The sequence below is a fragment of the Sphingomonas sp. Leaf32 genome (genome assembly GCF_001421765.1).
Lineage (GTDB): Bacteria > Pseudomonadota > Alphaproteobacteria > Sphingomonadales > Sphingomonadaceae > Sphingomonas.
In genome coordinates this window covers 73751-95004 of the sequence record NZ_LMLA01000009.1, presented here as the reverse complement: position 1 = coordinate 95004, position 21254 = coordinate 73751, and the positions used below count along the sequence as shown (strand labels likewise).

Annotated in this window: 21 protein-coding genes; 9 read left to right on the top strand and 12 right to left on the bottom strand. The window is 66.1% G+C overall.

What is annotated here, in order from left to right:
- The first annotated feature begins 3 nt into the window (after window positions 1-3).
- The 4 genes from ASE83_RS12700 (at window position 4) to ASE83_RS18820 (ending at window position 5357) form a co-directional block, all read left to right on the top strand.
- A complete protein-coding gene (locus tag ASE83_RS12700) occupies window positions 4-3207 on the top strand; it encodes an efflux RND transporter permease subunit (RefSeq protein ID WP_055790566.1) in 3204 nt (1067 codons plus the stop codon).
- Window positions 3208-3209: 2 nt separating this feature from the next.
- On the top strand, window positions 3210-4673 hold the full coding sequence (locus ASE83_RS12695) for an efflux transporter outer membrane subunit (RefSeq protein WP_443024317.1): 1464 nt from the start codon (window positions 3210-3212) through the stop codon (window positions 4671-4673).
- A 61-nt stretch (window positions 4674-4734) separates the two neighbouring features.
- On the top strand, window positions 4735-4998 hold the full coding sequence (locus tag ASE83_RS12690; RefSeq protein WP_055790561.1) for a hypothetical protein: 264 nt from the start codon (window positions 4735-4737) through the stop codon (window positions 4996-4998).
- A 191-nt stretch (window positions 4999-5189) separates the two neighbouring features.
- Window positions 5190-5357, top strand: coding sequence for a hypothetical protein (locus ASE83_RS18820; protein ID WP_200921898.1), 168 nt, complete (start codon window positions 5190-5192; stop codon window positions 5355-5357).
- Between the two features lie 78 nt (window positions 5358-5435).
- Here ASE83_RS18820 and ASE83_RS12685 read toward each other — a convergent pair whose 3' ends face one another.
- The 10 genes from ASE83_RS12685 to cyoA form a co-directional block, all read right to left on the bottom strand.
- Window positions 5436-5807 carry a DUF6869 domain-containing protein gene (locus tag ASE83_RS12685; RefSeq protein ID WP_055899642.1) on the bottom strand — a complete coding sequence of 124 codons (372 nt, stop codon included), beginning with the start codon at window positions 5805-5807 and terminating at the stop codon, window positions 5436-5438.
- Window positions 5808-6315: 508 nt separating this feature from the next.
- A complete protein-coding gene (locus ASE83_RS12680) occupies window positions 6316-6693 on the bottom strand; it encodes a hypothetical protein (RefSeq protein ID WP_156353096.1) in 378 nt (125 codons plus the stop codon).
- 10 nt (window positions 6694-6703) lie between these two features.
- The gene (locus ASE83_RS12675) at window positions 6704-8203 is read right to left on the bottom strand and encodes a L,D-transpeptidase family protein (protein WP_082443330.1); all 1500 of its coding nucleotides are present in this window, start codon (window positions 8201-8203) and stop codon (window positions 6704-6706) included.
- 117 nt (window positions 8204-8320) lie between these two features.
- A complete protein-coding gene (locus tag ASE83_RS12670; RefSeq protein ID WP_055790553.1) occupies window positions 8321-8851 on the bottom strand; it encodes a response regulator transcription factor in 531 nt (176 codons plus the stop codon).
- The gene (locus tag ASE83_RS12665; RefSeq protein ID WP_055791179.1) at window positions 8848-10146 is read right to left on the bottom strand and encodes an ATP-binding protein; all 1299 of its coding nucleotides are present in this window, start codon (window positions 10144-10146) and stop codon (window positions 8848-8850) included. Before ASE83_RS12665 ends, ASE83_RS12670 begins: the two co-directional genes overlap by 4 nt.
- A 10-nt stretch (window positions 10147-10156) precedes the next feature.
- Window positions 10157-10855 (bottom strand): SURF1 family protein, encoded by a 699-nt coding sequence (locus tag ASE83_RS12660; RefSeq protein ID WP_055790550.1) that lies wholly within the window; start codon window positions 10853-10855, stop codon window positions 10157-10159.
- Complete coding sequence (gene cyoD, locus ASE83_RS12655) at window positions 10852-11235, bottom strand: cytochrome o ubiquinol oxidase subunit IV (RefSeq protein ID WP_055790546.1); 384 nt, start codon at window positions 11233-11235, stop codon at window positions 10852-10854. Before cyoD ends, ASE83_RS12660 begins: the two co-directional genes overlap by 4 nt.
- Window positions 11235-11864 carry a cytochrome o ubiquinol oxidase subunit III gene (gene cyoC, locus ASE83_RS12650; RefSeq protein WP_055790543.1) on the bottom strand — a complete coding sequence of 210 codons (630 nt, stop codon included), beginning with the start codon at window positions 11862-11864 and terminating at the stop codon, window positions 11235-11237. Before cyoC ends, cyoD begins: the two co-directional genes overlap by 1 nt.
- A 3-nt stretch (window positions 11865-11867) precedes the next feature.
- Complete coding sequence (gene cyoB, locus ASE83_RS12645; RefSeq protein ID WP_055790540.1) at window positions 11868-13868, bottom strand: cytochrome o ubiquinol oxidase subunit I; 2001 nt, start codon at window positions 13866-13868, stop codon at window positions 11868-11870.
- 11 nt (window positions 13869-13879) lie between these two features.
- Entirely contained in the window at window positions 13880-15025 is a 1146-nt protein-coding gene (cyoA, locus tag ASE83_RS12640; RefSeq protein ID WP_200921897.1) for a ubiquinol oxidase subunit II, read from the bottom strand.
- A 133-nt stretch (window positions 15026-15158) separates the two neighbouring features.
- Between cyoA and ASE83_RS12635 the strand changes: the two genes are divergently transcribed.
- Genes ASE83_RS12635 through ASE83_RS12620 form a run of 4 tightly spaced genes read left to right on the top strand, consistent with a single transcriptional unit; the run spans window position 15159 to window position 19178 of the window.
- The gene (locus ASE83_RS12635) at window positions 15159-16487 is read left to right on the top strand and encodes an MFS transporter (RefSeq protein WP_055790537.1); all 1329 of its coding nucleotides are present in this window, start codon (window positions 15159-15161) and stop codon (window positions 16485-16487) included.
- Window positions 16488-16495: 8 nt separating this feature from the next.
- Window positions 16496-17731 carry a hypothetical protein gene (locus tag ASE83_RS12630; protein WP_055790533.1) on the top strand — a complete coding sequence of 412 codons (1236 nt, stop codon included), beginning with the start codon at window positions 16496-16498 and terminating at the stop codon, window positions 17729-17731.
- Entirely contained in the window at window positions 17731-18444 is a 714-nt protein-coding gene (locus ASE83_RS12625; protein WP_055790530.1) for an NUDIX domain-containing protein, read from the top strand. Before ASE83_RS12630 ends, ASE83_RS12625 begins: the two co-directional genes overlap by 1 nt.
- The gene (locus tag ASE83_RS12620; protein ID WP_055790528.1) at window positions 18441-19178 is read left to right on the top strand and encodes an extensin-like domain-containing protein; all 738 of its coding nucleotides are present in this window, start codon (window positions 18441-18443) and stop codon (window positions 19176-19178) included. The genes ASE83_RS12625 and ASE83_RS12620 overlap by 4 nt, the downstream gene beginning before the upstream one ends.
- 14 nt (window positions 19179-19192) lie before the next feature.
- Here the strand turns inward: ASE83_RS12620 and ASE83_RS12615 are convergent, their stop codons facing one another.
- A complete protein-coding gene (locus ASE83_RS12615) occupies window positions 19193-19744 on the bottom strand; it encodes a hypothetical protein (protein WP_055790525.1) in 552 nt (183 codons plus the stop codon).
- Between the two features lie 340 nt (window positions 19745-20084).
- Here ASE83_RS12615 and ASE83_RS12610 point away from each other — a divergent pair, with 340 nt between their 5' ends.
- Complete coding sequence (locus ASE83_RS12610; RefSeq protein WP_055790522.1) at window positions 20085-20663, top strand: CHAP domain-containing protein; 579 nt, start codon at window positions 20085-20087, stop codon at window positions 20661-20663.
- A 62-nt stretch (window positions 20664-20725) separates the two neighbouring features.
- On the opposite strand, the gene msrB is transcribed toward ASE83_RS12610, so the two are convergent.
- Window positions 20726-21211 carry a peptide-methionine (R)-S-oxide reductase MsrB gene (gene msrB / locus ASE83_RS12605; RefSeq protein ID WP_082443329.1) on the bottom strand — a complete coding sequence of 162 codons (486 nt, stop codon included), beginning with the start codon at window positions 21209-21211 and terminating at the stop codon, window positions 20726-20728.
- Window positions 21212-21254: the final 43 nt, after the last annotated feature.

Genomic DNA, 21254 nt, shown 5'->3' with positions numbered 1-21254 from the left:
GCCATGTCACGCTATTTCATCGACCGACCCATCTTCGCATGGGTCATCGCCGTCGTGATGATGCTGGCCGGCGCCATCGCGATCCGCAGCCTGCCGATCGCGCAGTTCCCCGAGATCGCGCCGCCCGCGGTCGCGATCACCGCGACCTATCCGGGTGCCGATGCCGAAACGCTGGAGCGCACGACGACCCAGATCATCGAGCAGCAGCTCAAGGGCATCGACAATCTGCGCTATTTCTCGTCCTCGTCCTCCTCGGCGGGGACGGTGACGATCACCCTGACCTTCGAACAGGGCACCGATCCCGACATCGCGCAGGTGCAGGTGCAGAACAAGCTGCAGGCGGCGACCCCGCTGCTGCCGCAGGAGGTCCAGCGCCAAGGCATTCAGGTTACCAAGTCCGCCGCCAGCTTCCTGCTGGTCGTCGGCCTCGTGTCGACCGACGGATCGCATACCAACAACGACCTGTCCGACATGGTCGTGTCGCAGTTCCAGGACCCGATCAGCCGCGTCAGCGGCGTGGGTGAGTTGCAGGTGTTCGGCGCGCAATATGCGATGCGCATCTGGCTCGATCCGATCAAGCTCAACAGCTATCAGCTGACCGTCGCCGATGTGACGTCGGCCGTGCAGGCGCAAAACGCGCAGGTCTCGGCCGGCCAGATCGGCGCGCTGCCGGCACCCAAGGAGCAGATGCTGAACGCCACGGTCAGCGTCCAGTCGCGCCTGCAAACGCCCGAGCAATTCGCCAATATCCGCCTGAAGACCAACGCCGATGGCGCGGTCGTCCGGCTGGGCGATGTCGCGCGGGTCGAGCTGGGGGCCGAGAATTACGGCTTCGACGTCCAGTATAACGGCAAGCCCGCTTCGGGCTTCGGCGTCCGCCTTGCCGCCGGTGCCAACGCGCTCGACACGGTGGAACTGGTCAAGGCGCGCGCGCAGGAGATCGGACGCAGCCTGCCGGGCGACGTGAAGGTCATCTATCCGTACGACACCACGCCGTTCGTCCGCCTGTCGGTCGAACAGGTCATCCACACGCTGATCGAGGCGGTGGTGCTGGTCTTCCTCGTCATGTTCCTGTTCCTGCAGAACTGGCGTGCGACGATCATCCCGACCATCGCGGTGCCGGTGGTGCTGCTCGGCACCTTCGCGGTGATGGCGGTCGCTGGCTTCACCATCAACACGCTGACGCTGTTCGGCATGGTGCTGGCGATCGGCCTGCTGGTCGACGACGCGATCGTCGTCGTCGAGAACGTCGAACGCCTGATCCAGACCGAGGGGCTGTCCCCCAGGGAAGCTGCGCGCAAGTCGATGGACGAGATCACCAGCGCGCTGGTGGGCATCGGCCTAGTCCTGTCGGCGGTGTTCCTGCCGATGGCGTTCTTCGGCGGGTCGACCGGCGTCATCTATCGCCAGTTCTCGATCACGATCGTCTCGGCGATGGTGCTGTCGGTGCTGGTCGCGCTGATCCTGACGCCGGCGCTCTGCGCCACGATCCTGAAGCCGCACGATCCGCACAAGCACGAGAAGGGCAACGGCCTGCTCGCGCGCTTTTTCCGCTGGTTCAACGACCGGTTCGAACGCGGCCAGCAGAAATATGAGGGCGGGGTACGTCGCACCACGCGCAGCTGGAAACGGTCGATGCTCGTCTATCTGCTGATCGTGGCGGGCATGGTCTTCGTCTTCACGCGCCTGCCCTCGGGCTTCCTGCCCGACGAGGATCAGGGCACCGTGCTGGCGCTGGTACAGGGGCCGGCAGGATCGACGAGCAGCCGCACCGAAAAGGGCCTGAACGTGGTTCGCGACCATTTCCTGAAGCAGGAATCGGCCAATGTCGCGGGCGTCTTCACCGTCAACGGCTTCAGTTTCGCGGGGCAGGGACAGAATGCCGGTCTGGTGTTCGTCAACCTGAAGCCGTGGGAGGATCGCGGCGGCGCCGAGAACAAGGCGCAGGCGATCGTCGGCCGGGCGATGGGGGCGTTCAGCCAGTATAAGGACGGCATGATCTTCGCGCTGGTGCCGCCGGCCGTGCAGGAACTGGGCAACGCCACCGGGTTCGATGTGCAGCTGGTGGACACCGGCGGCATCGGCCACGAACGGTTGTTGCAGGCGCGCAACATGATGCTGGGCATGGCGTCGCAGGACCCGCGCGTGGCGCAGGTCCGGCCGCTCAGCCTCGACGACGCACCGCAGCTCAAGGTCAAGATCGACGAGGACAAGGCGCGCGCGCTGGGGCTGGACCTGGCGGACGTCAACTCGACGATCGCGACCGCATGGGGCGGCGGCTATATCAACGACTTCATCGATCGCGGCCGCGTGAAGCGCGTCTATGTACAGGCCGATGCGCCCTACCGGCTCGCGCCGGAGGATGTCGGCGACCTGTATGTGCGCGGCGCGACCGGGCAGATGGTGCCGTTCACCGCCTTCTCGACGCTCGAATGGGCCAATGCGCCGGTGTCGCTGACCCGCTATAACGGCCAGTCGGCGATGCAGCTGCAGGGTGCGCCCGGACCGGGCCTCAGCACCGGCGCAGCGATGCAGGCGATGGAGGAAATCCATGCCAAGCTGCCGCCGGGTACCGCGCTCGAATGGACCGGGCTGTCGTTCGAGGAACGGCTGTCGGGTGGTCAGGCGCCTGCGCTTTATGGCCTGTCGCTGCTGATCGTGTTCCTGTGCCTTGCCGCGCTGTACGAAAGCTGGTCGGTACCGATTTCGGTGCTGCTGGTCGTGCCGCTGGGCATCCTGGGCGCGCTGCTGGCGGCGTGGCTGACCGGGCTGAACAACGACATCTACCTGCAGGTCGGCCTCATCACGACCATCGGCGTGTCGGCGAAGAACGCGATCCTGATCGTGGAGTTCGCCGAAGAGCGGATGGCGGACGGCATGGGCGCGGTCGAGGCGGCGGTGGAGGCGGCGCGGCTGCGGTTGCGCCCGATCCTGATGACGTCGCTGGCGTTCGTGTTCGGCGTGTTGCCATTGGCGATCAGCACCGGTGCCGGGGCGGGTGGCCAGAACGCGATCGGCCGGGCGGTGGTCGGCGGCATGTTGTCGGCGACGATCCTCGCGATCTTCTTCGTACCGATGTTCTTCGTCGTCGTGCTGCGCCTGTTCGGGCACGGCGGCAAGAACACCCCTGCCGACACGCGGGATCACGACCCGCAGGATGGCAATCGCTCCACCGACGACGGCGAACCCGCGCCGCAGGGAGCATGAACATGAGCAACAACGCCATGACGCTGCGTAGTCTGACCCTCCTGATCGCCACCACCGCGTTGGCAGGGTGCAATCTGGCGCCCAAGAATGTCCGGCCGGAAGGGGCGATCCCGCTGACCCTGCCGCAAGGCGGTCCTTACCCGGCACTGGGGGCCGAGCAGGTCGACATGACCCGGATCGGCTATCGCGACTTCTTCGTCGATCCGCGCTTGCAGGCGGTGATCGCGACCGCGCTGGACAACAACCGCGATTACCGCGTGACGGCGGCCAATGTGCTGGTCGCCCGCGCCCAGTATCGCGTGACCCGCTCCAGTCAGGTGCCGACTACCTCGGCCAATGGCGGCGTCACCTATACCAACAACCCGTTCGGCGCGCTGGGCGGTGCCGGGGGGGCAGGGGGTGCCGGTGGTGCGGGCGGCGTTCCCGCCCAGACCGGCAATCTCGAAATCTATCAGGCGTCGGTCGGATTTTCCGCGTTCGAACTCGACCTGTTCGGGCGGGTGCGTAATCTGAGCCAGGCCGGGCTGCAGGAATATTTCGCGACCGAAGAGGCGCAGCGCGCCGCGCGCATTGCCCTGATCGGTGAAGTCGCGACCGCGTGGCTGACCATGGCGGCGGATCAGGACCAGCTGCGCCTGTCGCGTGAGACGCTGACCAGCTTCGGCCGCACGCTGGAACTGACCCGTGCGCAGTTCCGCGTCGGCGTCATCTCCGAACTGGAGGTGCAGCAGGCGGAAACCAGCTATCAGCAGGCCCGCAACGACATCGCCGCCCTGACCGCGCAGATCGCGCAGGACCAGAATGCGATCAACCTGCTGGCGGGCACCACGGTCCCGGTTGAACAACTGCCGACCGAACTGGGCGAGCGCGACCCGATCCTGTCGAACCTGCCGACCGGCATATCGTCGACGGTGCTGCTGCGCCGGCCCGACGTGCTGCAGGCCGAACGCCGCCTCTATGCCGCCAACGCCAATATCGGCGCGGCGCGTGCGGCGCTGTTCCCGACCATCTCGCTGACCGCGACGCTGGGGACGATAAGCACCGCCTTGGGTGGCCTGTTCGGATCGGGGACGCAGCAATTCTCGGTCGCTCCGGCGGTCGCACTGCCGCTGTTCGACGGTGGCCAGCGGCGCGGCAATGTCGAGGTCGCACGTGCGCAGCAGCTGGCGGCGGTCGCGACCTATGAAGGCACGTTGCAGACGGCGTTCAAGGAAGTGGCCGATGCGCTGGCGACGCGTGGCACGATCGACGAGCAGCTGTCGGCGCAGACCGCCAAGGCCACGTCGGCGGCGACCGCCCAGCGGCTGTCGGACGCGCGCTACCGCGCCGGGATCGATTCGTTCCTGAACACGCTCGACGCGCAGCGCACCAGCTACACCGCGCGGCAGGCGCTGGTGCAGACCCGGCTGGCACGGGCGTCGAACCTGGTGACGCTGTACCGGACGCTCGGGGGCGGGCTGAACTAGGCCCCTTGCGTACCGGTACGATCGGCATATGCTCTCCATTATAACCATAAGGAGAGGAACGATGAATCCGATCGAACCGTGCGATGCCGCCGGCGAGAAGAGCATGGTGATCCTGCAAAGCCTGCTCTGCCTGTTGCGCGAGAAGAACCTGCTGTCGCGGGCGGACATCGAGGAGCTGGCGGCGAAGGTCGCCAGCCGCGCGGCGGACCGCGACCATGATCCGCTGCCGTGCCAGAGCGACGCGGCGATCGGCGCGGCCAGCGAGATGCACCGGCTGGGGGCCTATATCGGCGGGCGCTATGGCGGAAAACACCGTCGTATGTAATGGGTTGGACGCCGCTTGCCGCATCCTCTACGTGCGGCGGGCGGTGTCATCACGGCGTCAGAATTTGCGACGACACGCATCCCGGTCAACGGTCATGCGTTTACTGCACGTCCGGTTGGCCGGGCGAGTAGCATAAACGGGCGATGAAACGCCCTTGAGAGGTTGTCGTGTCTTCGATTGGTCCGGACGAAATGTCCTACTTCGTACGTCGTGCCGAACAGCAGCTGGAATTCGCGCAACGGGCTGACCATGAACAGGTGGTCAGTGCGCATTACGAACTGGCGAACCTGTATCTCGATCGCGCCTATGCGCCGGTAATTCCGGTCGTTCCCGTCGAGGGGACTGCACAGGCCGCATGATCTCCGCCGCACGGCAGAAATCGTGTTGCGCCCTTGCCGATCCTGTGCGGTGGCTCACGCTCGGGGCGGTAGCCGGTCTCAGTCGGGCTGTGCGTGTGGTCCGGTCATGTGAAACTTCCTGAAAGCGTCCCAGGCCTTGGCCGCGATGGCGGCTTGGAAGGGGCAACCGAGCAGCCACCGGAAACCAGCCGATCTGCGGGCTTCCGCCACGACCCCCGCAAGCAGATCGTTCGATGGGTTCCGGAGGACGTCCTCCAGTGGACCGCAGCCGAGACCTGTCAAAAACCCGGGATCGTCCGAGCGGGTAGCACCGAGGATGACATAGGCGAGCGCTCGGTCGGGATCGTCGTGATGGCATGACAGGATGTCGCCGATGCCCTCATCCGTTTCATTGGGCGATGACGCCTGTTTCAAACGGGATGTGATCAAAACACAAAGATGGATCGGCATTCACCGGGCTATCGTCACCCCCGGACTTGTTCCGGGGTCTACTTCGCCGCTCACCTTGTCCTGAGAAGCACTGGTCGCACCGATCGCCGCACCGTGGACCCCGGAACAAGCCCGGGGTGGCGGAAGGATCGTACGTCGCTCAGCGATCACCCTCGGATTGGCTGAAGGTCGATCCGCCCTGGAAGTGCTTGGCGGGCGTGCAACAGGAAATGCCTGACGAAGTGGCGTTTGCCGCTGGCACCAATGGTGTCGATTGCACCGATACCAAAATGGCCCGCCGCCACCCCGCAGGGCAGGTGGCGATACAGGCCAAGGAATTCCCGCTAGGACCGATCGACATTCCGTCACCCCGGACTTGTTCCGGGGTCCACCGAGCCGCAATTGCGGTCGCTAGAGGCTCACGCCGTACCGATAGCCCCGCCGTGGACCCCGGAACAAGTCCAGGGTGGCGGAGAGGCTGGAGGCTGCGATCAGGAACGACACCGGGCGTAGCTGAATGTCGATTCCCCTAACCGTTCGGGGCGTCGGCTTCCTGCTGGTTCGACATCGTGTCGTCGACCGGTGCATCGTCGCTGCTGTCCTGCCTGCGCGTCGAGCGCGAGGTCATGCCGGTCGCGGAGGCGTCGTCCAGCACCTGCTGGTCGGGTGCGACCGGCGGGGGCGGGGGCAGGTCTTCGGCCGGTGCCGGGGCCGACAGGTTCTCGGTGATCGTCGGTGCCGCCTCGTAATTTTCCATCGGCAGCGGGGTCGGGGGCGGTGCGTCCTCGTCGAACGCGCTGTTTTCTATCGGAGCCTCGTCGACATTGTCGTTCGAGCATCCCGCCATACCGGTCGCCAGCAACAGGCCGCTGCCAGCCAGCAGCGCCGCGCGCCATCCGTTCTTCATCACCATCCCCTTATCGTGCCGCCAACTGGCTGGCTTCGGCGCGCGCGGCGATCTTGTTCGCCAGCACGCCGTCCCATTTATACGGATCCTCGCGGAAGCTCATCGTGCCGTTCGGCGTGGCGAAGGCAGTCCAGTACAGGAGATACACCTTCACCGGATCGGCGACCTTGGCGCGCACCGTCTTGCCCGACGCCAGCGTCGTGTCGATCTGTTCCGCCGGCCATTCGGGGGTCGTGCGCAGCAACAGGCGCGCCAGATCCTCGGGCTTTTCGAGGCGGACGCAGCCATGGCTGGCCAACCGGTCGAACTTGGCGAACCCCGCCTGCGCCGGCGTATCGTGCAGATACACCGCGAACGGATTGTCGAAATCGAACTTGAACCGGCCGAGCGCGCTGTTCTCCGACGCCTGTTGCAGCCGCCGCCCGCCACCCTCCATCTCGATCACGCGAAAGCCGTTGCGCTTCAGATAGCCGGGATTCGCCCGCTCCTTCGGCCACAATTCCTTATCGGCGATCGACGACGGCACGTTCCATGGCGGATTGAGCACGATCGAATGGATCGTGGAGGTCAGCATCGGCGTCTCGTCGCCCGGACGGCCCGTCACCGCCTTCATCGACGTCACCGGCTGGTCGCCGTCGAACACCGTCAGCACGGCGGCGGCGATGTTGACCTGGATGCGGTTCTTTTCCAGCTCGGTCGGCAGCCAGCGCCACCGCTCCATATTCGCCTTGATCTGCTTGACCCGCTCGCCGACCGGCACGTTCAGCGACGCGACGGTCTGCGCGCCGACCTGTCCGGCGGGGTTCAGGCCATAGCGGCGCTGGGCGCGGCGTACGGCGTCGAGCAGCGACTGGTCGAACGTATCGCCGTTCGCCGACACATCGCTATCCTCGATCGCCAGCCGCTTGCGCAGCGCGGCGACCTGCGGCCCCCGACCGCCGAGCCGCATTTCGGAACCTGCACCGATGACCGGCCAACCACCGTTCGCGGCGATCTTGCGATAGCGGGCAAGACCGGCGACGAGCGTGTCGTAGCCTGCATAAGGAGGCGGAAGCGAGGCGATCCACGCCGCCAGCCGATCCTTCGCCACCGCATCGTGGAACGACGGCAGCGGATCGAACGCCTGCGGGCGCATCGCCCAATCCTTCTGGAAATCGCTATTGTCCAGCCGGCCGGCGCGCACCGCATGGGCATGGTCGAGCGCGGCCCGGACCAGCGCGGGGCCGGTCAGGCCGGTCAGCGACGGTTCGCGGTCCTTCAACCCCTGCGCCACCGCGTCGCGCGCCAGCAACCGTGCCAGTTCGCTCTCCTGCGCCGCCGTCAGCGTCGGCAGCGGGGCGGGTGCCGGGATCGGCTGCACCAGCGACGGGGTCGTCGGCAGCGTCGGCACGACCGGCGGCGGCGTCACCTGCGCCATGGCACCGGTCGCGCCGGTCATGGCGATGCCGGCCAGCAGCACGCGGCGTGCAAGGCGATCGAAACGATGGCGGTGGTCGGTAATGCTCTTCATCCTATACTCTTCCGGTGCGGCACGCAGGCTGTATCGCATTCGAACCTGCCGCACGATGAACCGTTCCCCTTTGACGTCCGATACCACAGGGGCGGGGTGGTTTCGAACCCCCGGCATCTAAGAAAGATGGCGTTTGTCGAGCTTTCGCGCCAGCGTCCGGCGATGCATCCCCAGGCGGCGGGCCGCTTCGGAGATGTTGAAACCGGTGTCGGCCAGCGTCTGGTGGATATGTTCCCATTCCAGCGTCTTGATCGAGGTCGGGGCGGCGGTCAGGTCGGCATCCGCATTGCCCTCCACCCGCGCGAACGCCGCCTCGATTTCGTCGGTGTTGGCCGGCTTGGTCAGATAGTTGGTGGCGCCCAGCTTGATCGCCTCCACCGCCGTCGCGATGCTGGCGAAGCCGGTCAGCACGACGATCCGCATCGCCGGATCGATCGCCGACAGCACCGATACGCACGCCAGCCCCGATGCCCCGCCCAGCCGCAGGTCGACCACCGCATGGTCGGGGGCGAAGTCGCGCGCCAGTTCCTCCAGCCGGTCGGGGCCGCCGGTCACCTCCACCGCATAGCCGCGCCGTTCGAACGAACGGCAGAGCGTGCGGGCAAAGGTGGCGTCGTCCTCGACGATCAGCAATCGGCGCCCGGTCATCGCGTCTTCTCCAGCGCCAGCGAATCGATCGGCAGGATCAGCGTCGTCTCCGCTCCCCCGCCGTCGCGGTTCAATGCCTCGATCGTACCACCCAGCGGGCGCAGCACGTTGGTAGCGAGATAGAGGCCCAGGCCCGCTCCCTGCCGGTCCTTGCTGGTATTATAGGGCTTACCGAGCTGCGAGAGAATGCGGTCCGAAAAGCCGTTGCCGTCGTCACGCACCGTCAGGCGCAGCGTCGATCCGTCGCGCAGCGCCAGTAACGCGATGTTGCGTCCGCCCGCCTCCACCGCATTGTCGAGCAGGTTGGTCAGTGCCTGCGACAACGCGCGGTCGGCGACAATCGGTACGTCGGGACCAAGACGATCCTCGAACACGGCCCGCGCGGGATCGTTGCCGCGCCAGCGGTCGAGCGTGTCGTTGAGGAAAGTGCGCAGCGTCGTACGGGTCGGCGCTTCGCCGGTCACCTCGCCCGCCGCGAACAGGATGCCCGACACGATCTCCTTGCAGCGCATGACTTCCGCCCGCATGTCGTCGACCTCCGCCACGAAGCGCGGATCGCGGCGGATCGCCGGTTCGTTCTTCCAGTCGCCGAGCAGCACCGAAATGGACGACAGCGGCGTGCCCAGTTCATGCGCCGCACCGCTGGCGAGCAGGCCCATGCGGACGATATGCTCCTCCTCCACCGCGCGCTGGTGCAGCCGGGCGACCTTGGTATCGCGGTCGCGCAGATTGGCGGCGATGCGCGTGACGAAGGCAACCAGCAGCGTTGCCGCCAGCACGAAATTGATCCAGTTGCCGATCAGATAGGCGTCGGACAGGCTGCTGGCATAGGCGGGCGGCAGGTCGAGCCGCCGGTGGAACGGCCCGAGCAGCGCGAACGCCCCGCTGGTGATTGCGACCAGCGCCCAGCTCGACCAGACCTTCAGCAGGATCGCGCCGATCACGACCTGCAACAGATAGAGCGACACGAACGGATTGCGCGCGCCGCCCGACAGATAGAGTTGCGCGGTCAGTGCCGCGACGTCGAGGACCAACGCGGCGAACAGCGGCAGGTTGGTATCGCTCCACCGTGACCGGCGGGCAAGGGTGACGAGGTTGAGCAGGACCAGAGCCGCCAGCACGCTGGCCATCGGGATCAGCGGCAGGCGGATGCCGAGCAGTCCGTCGACCACGAGGATCGTACCCAGCTGCCCGCCGACCGCCAGCCACCGCAACTGGACGAGCAGCAGCATGTTGCGGCCGACGCCATCGGACGCGGGCAGGCGCGGAGTCGGGGCAGGGGCGGCGGGCTGCATCGGGCGCATGTTACGCCCGTGGTTCGCGCCGGGCGACCCACCATGTCATGCCGGCCAACAGCAGGGCGAGGCCGAACCAGGTCAGCGCATAGACGAGGTGATTGTTGCGGAAGGTGACGACGGTCAGCCCGCCGCGCGGCCATTCGACCTGTCGGTCGGCCACGGCGTCGATGAAATAGGGGGCGACGTTGGTCAGCCCGCGCTTTTCAGCGATCGCCGCGACATCGCGCGAGTACCAGCGGTCTTCGCTGGGCATGTTGCTGCGCAAGAAGCCGCCGTCCGGCTCGGTGATCCGCAACAGGCCGCGTACGGTGACGGTGCCGGTGGGGGCGGCGACCTTCCCGCGACGCTCCGGGGTTACGAAGCCGCGATTGACGAGAAGGGTAAAGCGCCCGGTGTCGAGCGGGGTCAGGACCCAGAAACCGCCGCCAAGGGCAGTCGCGGCCTGGGTATAGGTATCGGCGTCGGGTCGATAGCGCCCGGTGGCGATGACAGGGCGATAGGCGTCGTCCTTCGCGATCGCGGCCCATGCCGCAGGCGGCGGGGCGGGGACGGGCGGGGAGCGCAGCATCGCTTCGGTGCGCTGGATCAGGTCCAGCTTCCACACCCGCCGCTGCAGCTGCCACACGCCCAGCCCGATCAGGCCGGCGACGACGCATCCGATCGTGATGACGATCAGGATGCGTCGGATCGACCGGCCCTTCGTCACATCGCGCTCATGTCCCCGGACATCTGCGGCATCATGTTCACGTTCATATGGTACATGACCCACAGCGATCCGGACAGCACGATCACCACCAGCACGACGGTGAAGATCAGCGCCATCAGCGTCCAGCCGCTTTCCGACTTGGTGTTCATGTGCAGGAAGTAGATCATGTGCACGACGATCTGCACGACCGCGCAGACCATGACGATGCCGGCGGTGATCCGCGTATCGGCAAAGGCGTTGGTCATGACGAGTGCGAAGGGGATCGCGGTCAACAGCACCGACAGCAGGAAGCCGATGACATAGTCCTTGCGCGACCCGTGCGCGGGCGCGTCGCCGTGACCGCCATGGCCGTGCGCGTCGTGATGGGCGTGGCCAGCCATTAGAGGACTCCCAGCAGATAGACGAAGGTGAAGACGCCGATCCAGATGACGTCGAGGAAGTGCCAGAACAGCGACAGGCACATCAGCCGGCGCATGTTCGCCGCGCCGAGGCCGTATTTGGCGACCTGCACCATCAGCGTGACCAGCCAGACGGAGCCAAAGGTGACGTGCAGCCCGTGGGTGCCGACCAGCGTGAAGAAGCTGGACAGGAACGCGCTGCGCTGCGGTCCGGCGCCTTCGTGGATCAGGTGGCTGAACTCATAGAGTTCGATGCCGAGGAAGCAGAGGCCGAACACGCCGGTGATGGCGAGCCAGCGGAGCGTCGCACCCTTCTTTCCCTGTTCGGCGGCGATCATCGCGAAGCCATAGGTGATCGAAGAGAACAGCAGCATCGCGGTGTTGAGCGCGACGAGCGGCAGGTCGAACAGTTCCTTGGCGTCCGGGCCACCCGCGGTGCTGCCCGAATAGACGCCATAGGCGGCGAAGAGCATGGCGAAGATGAGACAGTCGCTCATCAGGTAGAGCCAGAAGCCGAGCATGGTGCTCGACCCGGCTTCATGCTCATGCTCCTCCGCCAGATGATAGGCGCGTTCCGATGCGCCTGCGGGGATTTGTACCGACGAACCCATGCTTTACGCCCCCGCGGCCTGGAGGTCGGCAGTGCGCTGCCGCTCCGTCTCGATGACTTCCTCGACCGGAATGTGGAAGTCGCGATGATAGTTGAAGGTGTGGAAGATCGCGACACCGATCACCGCGACGAACGACAATGCCGCCAGCCACCAGATGTACCAGACCATCGCCAAACCGAAGACGGTCGAGATGCCGGCCAGCACGATCCCCGCCCAAGTGTTGCTGGGCATGTGGATGGCGGTGAAGCCTTCCGTGGGACGCGCATACTTATGCTGCTTCATGTCGTACCACGCGTCCATGTCGTGGACGACGGGTGTGAACGCGAAGTTATAGTCCGGCGGCGGCGATGAGGTCGCCCATTCGAGGCTGCGACCGCCCCACGGATCACCGGTGAAGTCGCGCAGCTTGTCGCGGTTCATGATGCTGACGGCGATCTGCACCAGGAAAGCGGCGATGCCGACCGCGATGATCGCGGCGCCGACGGCGGCAATCACGAACCAGATCTGCAGGCTCGGATCGTCGAAGTGGCGCAGGCGACGGGTGATGCCCATCAGGCCCAGCACATAGAGCGGGGTGAACGCGACCCAGAAGCCGACGAACCAGCACCAGAAGCTGACCAAGCCCCATTTCTTGTCCAGCTTGAAGCCGAACGCCTTGGGGAACCAGTAGTTGATGCCGGCGAACATCCCGAACACCACGCCGCCGATGATGACGTTGTGGAAGTGGGCGACGAGGAACAGCGAGTTGTGCAGCACGAAGTCGGCAGGCGGCACCGCGAGCAACACGCCGGTCATGCCACCGATGGTGAAGGTCAGCATGAAGGCGATCGCCCACAGCATCGGCAGTTCGTAGCGGATGCGACCGCGATACATGGTGAACAGCCAGTTGAAGATCTTCGCGCCCGTCGGGATCGAGATAATCATCGTGGTGATGCCGAAGAACGAATTGACGCTCGCCCCCGACCCCATGGTGAAGAAGTGGTGCAGCCACACCAGGTACGACAGGATGGTGATGACCAGCAGCGCGTAGACCATCGACGTATAGCCGAACAGCCGCTTGCCCGAAAAGGTCGATACGATTTCCGAGAACACGCCGAACGCCGGCAGGATCAGGATGTAGACTTCCGGGTGGCCCCAGATCCAGATCATGTTCACGTACATCATCGGGTTGCCGCCCAGCGTGTTCGTGAAGAAATTGGTGCCGACATAGCGGTCGAGCGACAGCAGCGCGAGCACGGCGGTCAGCACCGGGAAAGCGGCGACGATCAGGATGTTGGTGACCAGCGCCGACCAGGTGAAGATCGGCATCTTCATCAGGCCCATGCCCGGCGCGCGCATCTTGACGATGGTCGCGATCAGGTTGACGCCCGACAACAATGTCCCAACGCCCGCCAGCTGCAGCGCCCAGATATAATAGTCGACCCCGACGTCCGGCGAATAATCCAGCCCGGACAACGGCGCGAACGCCAGCCAGCCGGTGCGCGCGAATTCGCCGACGAACAGGCTGGCCATGACGATCACGACGCCGGACGCGGTCATCCAGAAGCTGAAATTGTTCAGGAACGGGAAGGACACGTCGCGCGCACCGATCTGGAGCGGGACGATGTAGTTCATCAGCCCGGTGACCAGCGGCATCGCCACGAAGAAGATCATGATGACGCCGTGGGCGGTGAACACCTGGTCATAGTGATGCGCGTTCAGAAACCCCTCGTTCTGGCCGAACGCCATCGATTGCTGCGCGCGCATCATCACCGCGTCGGCGAAGCCGCGCAGCAGCATGACGATGCCCAGGATCATGTACATGATCCCGATCCGCTTGTGATCGACCGTGGTGAACCACTCCTTCCAGAGATAGCCCCACAGTTTGAAATAGGTCAGCGCCGCCAGCACCGCCGCGCCGCCGATGGCGACCGCGATGAAGGTCATGACGATGATCGGTTCGTGGATCGGGAAGCTTTCGAGCGTCAGGCGCCCGAATATCAGCTTGGTCAGGGTATCGGACATGATTGCTTGTCTCAGCCAAGTGCCGGAGCGTTGCGGCCCGGGATCGCGGGCGGCGCGATGCGGGTCATGTTGCGGTTGGCATCACTGCCCGGATCGGCGGCACCGGGGGCGGCGGACGACCCTTGCGGCGCGTCGCCGCTGCTGTGCGGGCTGACACCATAATCCGATGGTGCCTTTTCCAGCGCGCCCTTGGTACGCTCCCCTTCGGGCAGTCGGTTGTTGGTCGCGCCACCATGGCCGCCATGACCCATGCTTTCGGTCATGCACGGCGTGCCGGGCTTCACGCACATCTGCACGATGCGGGTGAACAGCCCATTCTCCACGCCGCCAAAGCCCATCGGCGGCACCTTCTCGCTGGGCTTTTCCAGTTCGAGGTAGCGCGCGGTGTTCAGCCGGTTCGGCATCGCCCGCACACCCGCGACGAACTTGTCGAATCCGGCAGCGTCGGTGCTGGTCGTCTTGAAGTTCATGTAGGAGAAGCCGGCACCGCTATAATGCGCCGACATGCCCTCGAACGTGCCCGGACGATTCAGCACGGCGTGCAGCTTCGTCTCCATGCCCGGCATCGTATAGATCATGCCGGCCATCGCGGGGACGTAGAAGGTGTTCATCACCGACGACGACGACAGGCGGAATCGCACCTGGCGATCGACCGGCACGACGAGGCGGTTGACCGTCGCGATCCCCTGTTCGGGATAGATGAACAGCCATTTCCAGTCGAGCGAGACGACCTGGATCTCCAGCGGCTGCTGGTCTTGCGGCACAGGCTTGCCCGCCGAAATCTGCCCGATCGGGCGATAAGGGTCGAGCAGGTGGGTGCTGATCCACGTCAGCGCGCCCAGCGCGATGACGATCAGCAACGGGCCGGACCAGATGACCAGTTCGAGTGCAGTCGAATGGTCCCAGTCGGGCTTGTACGTCGCCTTCTCGTTGCTCGCGCGGTATTTCCACGCGAACCAGACGGTCAGCGCCATCACCGGAATGATGATAAGCAACATCAGGCCGACCGAGATCATCAGGACGTCGGCCTGCTGGCGCGCAACGTCGCCGGCGGGATTGAGCACGACCATGTCGCATCCGGCCAGCAGCGGCAGGGCCGCGAGGGGCAGGAGCGAACGCAGTGGCCTGTGCCACGGAAGCGAGCGGGGCAGGATCATGGCCGCGCCCTATGCCTGTCGATGCTGCACTGCGATAGGACATTTTGTCCTATCCCCGCGTTTGGTGCATTGCGATAACGGGCGCATATTCAGTCCTACCCGCGCATCGTTTCGCGCAACGCTTGGAGTCCCTATGGCCGAGGCCGTTCATTCCCGCGACATCGAGGCCGACGCTCGCGCCATCAACCATGGGGATGGCGAGGTGAACGTCCAGTCCGAAGAGATCGCCATCGGCGTCATCATCGGGCGTACCTCGGAATTCTTCGACTTCTTCGTCTATGCGATCGCATCGGTGATCGTGTTCCCGCAACTGATGTTTCCCTATGTCGATCGGCTGACCGGCACGCTCTATTCGTTCGCCTTGTTCCCGCTGGCGTTCTTCGCGCGGCCGCTGGGCACGCTGTTGTTCATGGCGATCGACCGGCGGCACGGACGCGGCACCAAGCTGACCATCGCGCTGTTCCTGCTCGGCACGTCGACCGTGGCGATGGGTTTCCTGCCCGGCTATGCGCAGGTCGGGGCATGGTCTGCGATACTGCTGGCGGCGCTGCGCATCCTGCAGGGTATTGCGCTCGGCGGCGCGTGGGACGGGCTGGCGTCGCTGCTGGCGCTGAACGTGCCGCAGGACCGGCGCGGCTGGTATGCGATGATCCCGCAGCTCGGCGCGCCGCTGGGCCTGATGGTGGCGAGTGCGCTGTTCGCCTTCTTCACCGCCTATATGAGTGCTGAGGATTTCATCAGCTGGGGCTGGCGCTATCCGTTCTTCGTCGCGTTCGCGCTAAACGTCGTGGCGCTGTTCGCCCGGCTGCGCATCGTCGTGACGCCGGAATATACCGCGCTGTTCGAGAATCGCGAGTTGAAGGCGTCGCCGGTGCTGCCGACCGTCAAGCGCGAGTGGCGGACGATCGCGATCGGTGCGCTGGTGCCGCTGGCAAGCTTTGCGCTGTTCCACATGGTCACCGTGTTTCCGCTGTCGTGGATTTTCCTGTTCACCGACCAGGAAATCGCCCGCTTCCTGTGGATCGAGACGGCCTGCGCGATCTTCTTCATCTTCGCCATCGTCATCTCGGGCGTGCTGGCCGACCATGTCGGACGCCGCACGCTGCTGGGCATCGGCGCGATTGCCATCGCGCTGTTTTCCGGCCTTGCGCCGCTGCTGCTGAACGGCGGTGATGCGGGTGAGATCGCGTTCATGATTACCGGGTTCATCCTGTTGGGCCTGTCGTTCGGTCAGTCGTCGGGGACGGTGGCGGCGAACTTCGCCAAGGATTCGCGCTATACCGGCGCGGCGCTGACCTCCGATCTCGCCTGGCTGTTCGGTGCCGGTTTCGCGCCTTTGGTCGCGCTGGCGCTGGCGGGCAAGCTGGGGCTGATCGCGTCGGGCCTGTACCTGTTGTCGGGTGCGGTCGGCACGCTGGCGGCGCTGGCGCTGAACAAGGAACTGGCACGCCGGCTCGATTGATCCGGTCCATGTTTCGATGGTGGGCGGCGGCGCTTGCGCTGGCGGTGGGAACTCCCGCCGCGGCACAGGACGCCGCCGTCGTCGTTTCCGCCGACACCGCACTGGCGCAGGACGCCGCCGAAGTCGCCCGCACGCGTGGGATCGACCCGGCCGACGCGCTGATCCTGCTGCGCAAGCAGGCGGCGAGCGTCGCGGTGACCGACTGGATCGAGGGCGAATATCGCGACCGGGTGGCCGGCACCGTGGTCGAGCGCGATGGTGGCGTTACCGTCCTGCTGACCGGTACACGCGCCGTGTCCGACGGTCAGGTCGCGATCGATGGGCTGACGATCCCGATCCGCTTCCGCACCGGCGCGGGCGCCACCCGCGTGCAGATGCTGGCGGCGATCACCCGGCATCAAGCGGCGATCCGGGCAATGGTCCAGCGCCCGCCCGCCTTGGGCATCGACGCGCGGCGTGGCGAACTGCTGATCCTGATCGGCGCGGCCGATGCAGCGGGCGATGTCGCGGCGCTCAAGCGACGGGTAGAAGCACTGACCGGCGTCCCCGTCCGCATCGCCACCAGCGGTCGCCCCGAACTGGACCTGTCGGGGGAGGTGGTCGGCGGATCGCGGCTGATCGGTCCCGATCCGGTCAGCGGACGGCGCTTCTATTGCACGACCGGCTTCGTCGTGACCGATGGCGTCCAGAACGGCATCGTTACCGCTGCGCATTGCCCGGACACGCTGGAGCATGTCGCCAAGGACGGCACCCGCACGCCGCTGACCTTTATCGGGCAATGGGGCTGGGGCTTTCACGATGTGCAGATCAATGCCAGTCCGGAAGCCGTGCAGCCGCGCTTCTTTTCCGACGCCGCGCGCACCGTGTCGCGCCCGGTCGAGGGACAGCGCAGCCGGGCGAGGACTCGTGTCGGCGATATCGTCTGCCATCGGGGCGAGCATAGCGGCTATAGCTGTGCGGAGGTCGAGATGGTCGACTTCGCGCCATCGGGCGATCTGTGCGGCGGCCCCTGCCTGCCGACCTGGGTCGCGGTGGCGGGGCCGGGGTGTCGCGGTGGCGACAGTGGCGGCCCGGTCTTTATCGGCACGACCGCCATCGGATTGCTGAAGGGCGCGAGCTATCGACCGGACGGGACGTGCGTGTTCTATTATTACATGTCGCTGGATTATCTGCCCGATGGCTGGCGACTGGTTCGCGCACCGTCCGCCTTCACAACCCCGGGGACGCTTCCCAACTCTCCGTGATGACCGCCGCCATTCCCGCCGCCACGCTGATCCTGTTGCGCGACCGTGCCGCGGGACCGCCGGAGATATTGATGGTCGAGCGGGCGGCGGCGATGGCCTTTGCTGGCGGTGCGCTGGTGTTTCCCGGCGGGCGGATCGACCCCGGTGACGAAGCGTTGGCGATGGTAATGGGCGACGGTGATCTTGCGCCGCGACTGGCTGCTATCCGCGAGACGATCGAGGAAGCTGGGATCGCGATCGGAGTCGATGGCGATGTCGGCACGATGCGCGCGGCGCTGGCCGGGGGAGCGCCGATCGGCGACCTCGCCCCGGTCGATCCGTCCGCGCTGATTCCCTATGCCCGGTGGCGGCCGGACCATGTGCCGGTGCGCGTGTTCGACACATGGTTCTATGTCGCACGTCTGCCCGACGCCGCGCCGCCCGCGCAGGTCGACGCGACCGAGAATGTCCGGACGCTGTGGATCACCGCCGGCGATGCGTTGCAGGCGGCGGAACGGGCAGAGGCGACGTTGCTGTATCCGACCCGGCGGGTGCTGGAGCGACTGGCACGGCAGGACGATGTGGCCGGGGTGCTGGCCGATGCGCGCCGCTGGCCGGTACGGACGATCACGCCCTGGATCGAGGAGCGGGCGGGGGAGCGGTTCGTCTGCATTCCCGACGATCTGGGCTATCCGGTGACGGCGGAATCGATGGATCGCGCGGTGCGGGGATGAAGGCGTTGGCGGTCGGCATCCGTACCCTCGTCTGGCTGGCCATCCTCGCCGCGATCGCCTTTGCGCTCTATGCCTTTACCCGTAGCCGCCCGCAGGACGTGCCGTGGACGCCGCTCGACCTGTCGCAGCCGATCGGCATGTTCACCCGGAGCAAGATCGGCGATCTGGCGGGGGATTTCGCCGGGTGCCGGACGCTGCTCGATGCGGCAGGCGTGCGCTACACCGCGTTGCCGCCGCGCGACGGGGCTGGGCAGTGCGGCTATGACGATGCGGTGCGGATGCGCGGGGGCGGGTCGCGCGGCATCGCCATCACCCCCGATGTCGGCGTGTCGTGCCGGGTGGCGACGGCGATGGCGCTATGGGAGTGGCAGGTCGTGCAGCCCGCCGCGCAAAAGCATTTCGGCGAACCGGTGACCGCGATCGAGAATTTCGGTAGCTATAACTGCCGTCGCCTCTACGGCCGTGACACCGGCGCGTTCAGCGAACATGCGACCGCCAACGCGCTGGACATCGCCGCGTTCGTGCTGCGCGACGGGCGGCGGGTAAGCGTCGTCGGCGACTGGACGGAGGGGCAGGGGCGCGACGATGCCGCCAGGGCCGCGTTCCTGCGCGAGGTGCGCGACGGCGCGTGCGGCGTGTTCTCGACCGTGTTGTCGCCCGACTATAACGCCGCGCACCGCGACCATTTCCACTTCGATCAGGCGAAGCGCGGCTATGGCGGGGCCTGTCGCTGACCCCGCCCGGTCGATCAGTGCATCGGCGCGCCGGCTTCGACCTTTTCGACCCAAGCCGGATAGAAGGCGGGTTGCCGCATCGACCAGCCCGACGCGGTCGCCGCCGCTTCGCTGAGCGACTGCAGCAGCTTGCGCCGCAATTCGGGGTGCAGGTGCGGCAGCGCGGCCGAAGCGCAGAAGGCGGCGGGCAGCCACGGGCGCGACTCCGGCCCGACCAGCCGTTCATAGAGGAAGCGATAGGCACCGAAGGTCGTCAGCCGCCCTTGCCCCAGGTCGAAGGCGGTGACGGTCAGCAGCGGCGTCATGAACGGCTCGATCGCGTCCAGCCCGCTGTCTTCGGGAATGCAGGCGCGGATGTCGGGCAAACGATCATAGATGCGGGCCTGCGCGCGGATGCTGGCGGCCTCCACCACGTCGCGCGACCAGCGGCGCATCGCGTCGTCGCGGTCCAGCCCGATGTCGAGCGAGCGGCGGATATAACGCTGCGTCGCCGAGGAAAAGGTCGCGAACTCTTTCATCTCCGCCAGCGTCATCGCGCCTTCGGCCGGCCTGCGTGCAATCGCCATCTCTGAACTCCCCGCCCAAGATTACAACCAACCGGATATTGCCGAACAATGGTTAACGGCTTGCTGAACGAAACACGGCAATCCCGACTGACGACACATCGGAACAGGTTCGGTGCTGCGATGCAACATCCGTGTCACACGGTTCGTCGCATCCGGCATCGCGGTGAAATCGGGCGGCGGGGGCAGGTAAACGACCGGCGGCATTCGGTTCATCCGCCGGTCATCGCCGCGCAAACACGGTTCGTCGGAATTGGTTCCCATTTGGTCGCCGGTGGGGTTTCCGCCGCCTGCAAACCCTGCTCAATGCCGCTCAACACATTCGTGGGGCCGTGGGGGTCAGATGAAGTTTGGTGCTGTGGCAGCGCGTTTCGCGCTGGTGGTTTCGTGCGCTCTGGCGATGGTGGCTCCGGCCCAGGCCCGCTTCTGGCAATGCGCCCCCTATGCACGCGAGATTTCGGGCGTCGAAATCTTCGGTAACGCCCATACCTGGTGGGGTCAGGCCGCCGGCAAGTACGAACGCGGCCATTCTCCCAAGGAAGGCGCCGTCCTCTCCTTCGCTGCAACCTCGAAGATGCGTCTCGGCCATGTCGCCATGGTGTCGAAGGTCGTCAGTGACCGCGAAGTGCTGCTGACCCACGCCAACTGGTCGCGCCGCGGCGGCGTCGAACATGACGTCCGAGCGATCGACGTATCGGCGGCGGGCGACTGGAGCGAAGTGAAGGTGTGGTTCGGTCCGCTCGGTGGCCTCGGCACCTCGGCCTATCCCGCCAACGGCTTCATCTATGCCAAGCACGCGCCGCGCGGCAGCGAACTGGGCGCGCCGCTGGTGATCGTGAAGACCGATCCGCCGGCTCCGACGCAGGGCGGTGCCAGCGGCCAGTCGGCGCAGGCGCGGATGGTCGTCGCGCTCAACGACTGATCGTTTTCCGCAAGCGCTCGTAAAAAGGCACGCTACACGATGTGTGGCGGGCTTTTTGCCATTCAGGCGGGGCGGAACGTCATCGCAACGCCGTTCATGCAGTAGCGCTTGCCGGTGGGCGGCGGCCCGTCGTCGAATACATGGCCGAGGTGCCCGCCACAGCGGCTGCACACCACTTCGGTCCGCGTCATCATTAGCGATCGGTCGGTCCGGTTCACGACGGCGCCGGAGCGCGGCGCATAGAAGCTGGGCCAGCCGGTGCCGCTTTCGAACTTCGTCGACGACAGGAACAGCGGCTGGCTGCAGCCGGCGCAGGCGAACACGCCCTTGCGCTTTTCGTCGTTCAGCGGGCTGCTGTACGGGCGCTCGGTCCCTTCCTGCCGCAGCACATTGTATTGCGCCGGGGTCAGGCGGGCCTCCCACTGGGCGTCGCTCAGCCTGAACGGAAAGGCCGGTGCGGCCTCGCTGGCTTCGGGTGCGCAACCGATCAGCGCGGCGAGCGCGGACATTCCGGTGAGTTCGAGCAGGCGGCGGCGATCGATCGACATGGCGCGAATCCCTTCGAACCCGATGTGGGAACAGGGTGCCGGG

Bases quoted from the DNA above. Each gene is read 5' to 3' on its own strand.
- ASE83_RS12700 (WP_055790566.1), top strand. From the start codon at position 4: ATGTCACGCTATTTCATCGACCGACCCATCTTCGCATGGGTCATCGCC.
- ASE83_RS12695 (WP_443024317.1), top strand. From the start codon at position 3,210: ATGAGCAACAACGCCATGACGCTGCGTAGTCTGACCCTCCTGATCGCC.
- ASE83_RS12690 (WP_055790561.1), top strand. From the start codon at position 4,735: ATGAATCCGATCGAACCGTGCGATGCCGCCGGCGAGAAGAGCATGGTG.
- ASE83_RS18820 (WP_200921898.1), top strand. From the start codon at position 5,190: ATGTCCTACTTCGTACGTCGTGCCGAACAGCAGCTGGAATTCGCGCAA.
- ASE83_RS12685 (WP_055899642.1), bottom strand. From the start codon at position 5,807: ATGCCGATCCATCTTTGTGTTTTGATCACATCCCGTTTGAAACAGGCG.
- ASE83_RS12680 (WP_156353096.1), bottom strand. From the start codon at position 6,693: ATGAAGAACGGATGGCGCGCGGCGCTGCTGGCTGGCAGCGGCCTGTTG.
- ASE83_RS12675 (WP_082443330.1), bottom strand. From the start codon at position 8,203: ATGAAGAGCATTACCGACCACCGCCATCGTTTCGATCGCCTTGCACGC.
- ASE83_RS12670 (WP_055790553.1), bottom strand. From the start codon at position 8,851: ATGACCGGGCGCCGATTGCTGATCGTCGAGGACGACGCCACCTTTGCC.
- ASE83_RS12665 (WP_055791179.1), bottom strand. From the start codon at position 10,146: ATGCAGCCCGCCGCCCCTGCCCCGACTCCGCGCCTGCCCGCGTCCGAT.
- cyoD (WP_055790546.1), bottom strand. From the start codon at position 11,235: ATGGCTGGCCACGCCCATCACGACGCGCACGGCCATGGCGGTCACGGC.
- cyoC (WP_055790543.1), bottom strand. From the start codon at position 11,864: ATGGGTTCGTCGGTACAAATCCCCGCAGGCGCATCGGAACGCGCCTAT.
- cyoB (WP_055790540.1), bottom strand. From the start codon at position 13,868: ATGTCCGATACCCTGACCAAGCTGATATTCGGGCGCCTGACGCTCGAA.
- cyoA (WP_200921897.1), bottom strand. From the start codon at position 15,025: ATGATCCTGCCCCGCTCGCTTCCGTGGCACAGGCCACTGCGTTCGCTC.
- ASE83_RS12635 (WP_055790537.1), top strand. From the start codon at position 15,159: ATGGCCGAGGCCGTTCATTCCCGCGACATCGAGGCCGACGCTCGCGCC.
- ASE83_RS12630 (WP_055790533.1), top strand. From the start codon at position 16,496: ATGTTTCGATGGTGGGCGGCGGCGCTTGCGCTGGCGGTGGGAACTCCC.
- ASE83_RS12625 (WP_055790530.1), top strand. From the start codon at position 17,731: ATGACCGCCGCCATTCCCGCCGCCACGCTGATCCTGTTGCGCGACCGT.
- ASE83_RS12620 (WP_055790528.1), top strand. From the start codon at position 18,441: ATGAAGGCGTTGGCGGTCGGCATCCGTACCCTCGTCTGGCTGGCCATC.
- ASE83_RS12615 (WP_055790525.1), bottom strand. From the start codon at position 19,744: ATGGCGATTGCACGCAGGCCGGCCGAAGGCGCGATGACGCTGGCGGAG.
- ASE83_RS12610 (WP_055790522.1), top strand. From the start codon at position 20,085: ATGAAGTTTGGTGCTGTGGCAGCGCGTTTCGCGCTGGTGGTTTCGTGC.
- msrB (WP_082443329.1), bottom strand. From the start codon at position 21,211: ATGTCGATCGATCGCCGCCGCCTGCTCGAACTCACCGGAATGTCCGCG.